General features: G+C 50.4%; 1 protein-coding gene. It reads right to left on the reverse strand.

Annotation, left to right across the window (positions count from 1 at the left end; all coding sequences use genetic code 11):
• Window positions 1-4,354 (reverse strand): HAD-IIIC family phosphatase (locus HOK28_03040; GenBank protein MBT6432040.1); only part of this gene is annotated, 4,354 nt, incomplete at its 3' end.
• Window positions 4,355-4,369: the final 15 nt, after the last annotated feature.

A 4,369-nucleotide genomic window follows, 5' to 3' on the forward strand; every position in this document is an offset into this window, starting at 1 on the left:
AAACTCGGCAACTCATCAAGATGGTATCAATCTCGAAATGAGTTTCGGTGGTCTTGTACATCGCAACGCCCACAAGGCCGTATTCACCGAATCTGTCTCGAACAGTGGCCGTGAGGCAGCCGCAACCAGGCGTGGCTAAAAATGCTTCCACGTCTTTTTCCGTTCGGCGGGTGGTGCTCGCGTTGAACTGATTCGTTCGGTTCGTTAACTGAGAAACCCGTGGAAGCTCCTCGGGCGTCATGGGGTGTAAATCTACTTCCAAGCCAAGATTCTGCAGAAAAGCTTGGAAATCGCCTTCACCCTGCTCGACCTTATCGCGCTCTAAATTCTGTTGATAAAGCTGAGTTCTCTTCTGGTCTTCTGCCGTAACCGTAAGGTTATCAAATGCCCAGAGATGGTTTGTTAACTTATCGATATCTTCTGGGTCGTCTGGGAACTGCACCACAAGCACATCTGGGCAACCGGCTCGGACTTCGGCACACTCCACAGGGTTATCATCGATGAAGATAAAGCTATCCATCCCCAGATTGAGTTCTTCAGCCATCTCTCGAATATTTTGTGACTTCGGCATCCAATTGATTCGCCAGGCCACGAGATGTTCACGTTTAATCATGCTGTCTTCGCGTTCATCAAAAACTGCCATGGCATCGGCTTCTTCATTCTTACTGGCTAGGCAGAGAATCTTGCCCGCTTTTTGCTGCTCGAGAAGCTTCGCATGAAAACGCTGACGGGCTGGGTCGAACTCAATCCCATCCACGCCATCTTCACCAACGACACCCTTCCAAACGGTATTGTCGCAATCCAATACCACGACCTTGAATGGCGAGGTCTTGAGAACAAAGAGTCTGCGGCTGAGCATTGTACCCATGGCCGCAAAATATTCGCTCTTAAATGGCATATGGCCCACTTCATCACCGCGACCATCGTAATAATCATCAACGGGATACAGCTCTTCAAATTCTTGAGTACCAATAAAGTAAAGATTCCCTACGGCCTTCAGGCCAATGCGTAAAACATCTTCAAGCTTACGATAATCTTCAGCACTTACGCCGCGCACTTCATTGCCGGGCGTATTATGGCAAACCATCACCAAGAGCGGGACAGACATACGAGCGGAGGCCTGCTTTAAGGCATCAAGCAACTCAGATGCCGTACGCTCCAAGTGGTCCCATGGGTCTGCAACATCTTTTTGGAAACGCAGCCAATCCTCAAACCGGACGAGCACAATATTCGCACCCAGTGTATTGCGGGCAAAAAGACTGGCTGGATCGAGTAATTCTTGGAAAATCTGATTGTAATCGGCCAAGGCCACCTGGCCAGGCATGTGTAAATTCCCCATCCAATAATGCATGGATTCCGCAACAGGATCTGCCGTGAATGTAGATGCGACGACCCACTGCGCTTTACGTACCCCAACGTCTGCAACAATCTCGCTGATCGGTGCATCGGCTTCTTCACAACCTTTCTCGAGCACCATTTGAAAGTCTTTAAGCAATGACTCAACGGTGGACTTGTCGAAGAGGTCCGTGTTGTATTCCATCTCCCAGACCATCTCACCGGCCAACTCAAGCATGGACAAGTGCAGATCGAACTTCGAGCCCTCAGTGTCCACATCCACCAGGCTAAGCTCACAACCAGTGATGGCGTCGGGCTTGATAGGCGTATTCTGTAATACAAACATAACTTGGAAAAGCGGGTTACGGCTCATATCACGAACCGGTTGAAGCTCTTCGACCAGATGTTCAAACGGGATATCTTGGTGTTCAAATGCACCCAAGCTTGTTTGCTTCACACGGTCCAGAAGTTCCGTAAAACTTGGGTCGCCGCTAAGATCAGTTCTGAGAACCAATGTATTGGCGAAAAACCCAATCAAGCGTTCAAGCTCTGGGCGTGGACGGTTTGCGATAGGTGTCCCGACTGCTACGTCATCCTGACGGGCGTAATGGCTTAAAATCGTCTTAAAGCCCGTGAGAAGCGTCATATAGAGCGTTGCTCCCTGGCCCTGACTGAAACGCTTTAACCGGCCGAGGAGTTCTGCAGAAACGCCATGCTTCATCACCGCACCACGGTGAGTTTGAATGGCTGGGCGAGGTCTGTCCGTTGGCAAGTCCAAAGGCTTTAAATCTTCTAAGGCTTCGCTCCAATAAGCCTGCTGCTTATCGAGCCTATCTCCCGACAACCACTTTTTCTGCCAAGCTGAGTAATCAACGTACTGAAGCGCCAACGGGTCAAGACGAGCTGCATGTCCTGCCAGATAAGAACTGTAAAAAATACTTAACTCGTGGAGGAGAACACCAATAGACCAACCATCGGCTATAATGTGGTGCATCGAAAATAGAAGTACCCGGTCGGTATCTGAAAATCGCAGCATCTTAGCGCGTAGCAGCATATCGGAGCCGAGGTCATAAGGCATGCCAGCAAAGAGTTTCCCGTGAGTCTGAATGGCCGCATCCCGGGCCGTATCATCCGCCACCTCAATGGCGATAACGCTCATTCCGAATTCACGGTGTGGGTGAATAAACTGGCTGGGCTCGCCTGCTTCGGTAACAAAGCTGGTGCGAAGTGATTGATGGCGCCAAATAATTTGATTCAAACTGTAGGCGAAAGCGTCCTCAAGAAGCTCACCTTTAATCCCAACCGCGAAGAACACATTATAAAAAGCGCTCCCAGGTTCAAGCTGGTCCAAAAACCACATTCGCTGCTGAGCAAATGATAATGGCATCGGCTCATCACGAGATATGATTTCGATGGCAGGTCCATCATCTACGCCACCACCATCGGCGATGAATGCATCCAACTTCTCGCCAAGTTCGCGGACTGTTGCGCTTTGAAATAGAACCTGAAGCGGGATCTCCGCGTCAAATCTCTCTCGAAGACGCGCAACCAACTGAGTGGCTAAAAGAGAATGGCCTCCAAGTTCAAAGAAGTTATCCGTTACGCCAACCCGGTCAACTTTGAGAACCTCACGCCAAAGCGCTGCCAAGGTTTCTTCTGTTTCAGTTTCTGGTTCAACAAATTCTCCACCCCGCCCGGCATTTTCGCTGCTTTGAATTCGGCGAAGGGCATCCACGTCAATGGTGCCATCATCAAGCTCAGGAAGAGTATCTAATACCACTGAGCCCACTGAACCGAGGGTTTCTGCCTTCTCGTTCCCACGAATCAACTGTGAAATCTTTTGGCTGGTGGCAAAAGCTGTCACCTGAACCCGGGCTACATCGCTGCCCGTAAAGTAACGCGCTATCGATGGGTTACCTGCGTCTAGTCCAACCGTATAATTACCTGCAGGCTGACGAATAACAGCTTCCAATGCATGTAAACCTCTCGTTGCCGAGATGAGTTGATAACCTCTGCGAGCACTTAGGGAAGCCGCCGCATTACCAGCACTCATCCCAATATCTTGCCACATCGAATAAGCCACCGCGTAAGCTCGGTGCTCAGAGGCTATCGATTGCATGTACGCCTCAACAAAGCTGTTTTCTGCCGAGTAAGCACTCACCTGAGCGCCGCCAAAGAACCCGTTCACCGACGAGAAGGTCACAAAAATTGGTTGAGAGGCGCACTGCTCCAGAACCTGATGCAGAGTCCATGTACCCACCACCTTAGCGCCCGCTTCTTCAAGAGACGTGTCGGCATCCAATTCTTCAGATGGGTATTCTCGATAGGTGCCCGCTAAATGCATTACCCCAGTCAGTTGCTCACGCCAGTTGAGACCCGTCTGGTCTAAACCGTGGATCAATTGCGCTTCGTTGCAAATATTAGCTTCGACATAATGAAGTTCGCTTCCCGCGGCCTCAAGATGAGCCATCTGCTTTCGCTTAGTCTTAGCCGGCGAACGGCCAACAAGAATCAAGCGCGCACCATAGCGACTGGCTAAATACATCGACAATTCATAGCCGATTCCACCAAGGCCCCCAGAGATGAGATAAGTTCCACCCTGGACAAAACCGGGTGATTCATCTTCTTGAAGCTCAACTGAGACGGGCTCATACCGAGCAACCCATCGGTCTTCACCCACCCAACGTGTTATCGATTCGGAATCTGGAGCCGAAAGTTCCTGATGCAACCTGAGAGCGCTTTGCGCCGGATGGTCCAGTGATATGTCGACTACTCTTGTTTGAAGCGCCGCAAATTCTTGTCGTAAAGATTGCACCAAGCCTAAACAGCTTGCCGCGGCTGGATGGTTGGCACCTGCACCCAGTACCCCACTGAGCACTGTACAATACTCAACTGGAATTTTCTCATCGACTGTTTTTAAGGCTTTTGCCAAGGCCGCATGGTATCCCAACATCTGCCAATAATCGTCTTGAAGCTGGTCTGCCGTAAATACTCTAGAAACCCGCTGCCCATACCCCATGAGGTTCACCAGCAT

The sequence above is a fragment of the Deltaproteobacteria bacterium genome, assembly GCA_018668695.1.
Classification (GTDB): Bacteria; Myxococcota; XYA12-FULL-58-9; order XYA12-FULL-58-9; family JABJBS01; genus JABJBS01.